At 31.2% G+C, this 1306-nt stretch carries 1 protein-coding gene; it reads left to right on the forward strand.

Features of this window, described 5'->3' with window-relative positions:
- Positions 1 to 1306, forward strand: a 1306-nt coding sequence (locus tag AST02_RS13975) for a fibrinogen-binding adhesin SdrG C-terminal domain-containing protein (RefSeq protein ID WP_176723027.1), incomplete at both ends; no start/stop codon positions are given.

Here is a 1306-nt window from a genome sequence, read left to right on the forward strand (position 1 = left end):
AGATACTGTATCTTCTGATGAAAAAAACGTAGATAACAAGGAAATTCCCTCTACTACTGAGGAAAAGTCTAATACAAATACTGTTGCTCCAAGCACAGTACATTCTGGCGATAAAAATGTAGATAACAAGGACTATCCTTCTGCAACTGAGGAAAAAACAACAGAAAATAATTTATATAATAATAAGACACCTAAAGTTGAAAGTCCTTTAAAAAATACATTTACATCTAAGAACAATACAAGTGAAAATCTATCAATTAATAGAGAAAACAAAGATGTTAGTAATCAAGTTCAAGTAAACAAAAATGATATAGAATCAAATAATATTGTTAACCCCCATAGAGGAGAAAAATCTACTTTAAAATATGATTTAGCGTTTGAAAATGGTTTAAAAGAAGGAAATTATTTTGATATTATAATTTCTAACAATGTCAATACTCATGGTGTTTCAACAATTAGTAAAGTTCCAGAAATCAAAAATGGGGAAATGGTTATTGCAAAAGGTAGTGTTTTAGAAAATGGAACAATCAGATATGTCTTTACGAATTATGTTAATGGTAAAAATAATTTAAAAGCCAATTTATCTCTAAATTTATTCATCGATCCAACAGTTGTAACAGAAAATAGCATTCAAACAATTACTTCAACTATAGGTAACCACAAAACACAAAAAGATATTACAGTAGAATATCTTAATGGTGTAAATAATGCTGGTTTGGGTGTTAATGGTAGTATTGTGTCTTTAGATAAACAAAATAACAAATTCACCCACATTGCTTATATAAACCCTGATAAATTTAAAATTCCATCAGCAACTGTTTATGGTCAAATCATAGAAGGAAATAAAAACGATGGAAATGTACCTAAAGTAAAAGTATTTAAAGTCATTAACGAAAATAAATTAAATCAAAGTGTATACGCAGATACTACGGATACTACAATGTTTCAGGATGTCACAAATGATATAAATTTATCCGTCGCAAATGGCAATTACCAAATAGATTTTGATGAGTTAGATGAAACCTATGTTGTACAATTTGAAAGTGACTATCAAGGAGATTCACAATCATTACAATTTAGAACAACCCTTTCAGGGTATTCTCCTTATTACTATGATTATTACGCTCAAGCTAGTTGGAATAATGGAGTATTATTTTATGAAAATAATGCAAATGGAGAAGGAACAGAACCAACTCCTGAGCCGGATCCTGAACCAACGCCAGATCCTGAACCAACACCGGACCCTGAGCCAACACCAGATCCTGAGCCAACACCAGATCCTGAACCAACACCAGACCCTGAGCCA

The sequence above is a fragment of the Staphylococcus equorum genome (assembly GCF_001747895.1).
GTDB classification, from domain to species: domain Bacteria; phylum Bacillota; class Bacilli; order Staphylococcales; family Staphylococcaceae; genus Staphylococcus; species Staphylococcus equorum_A.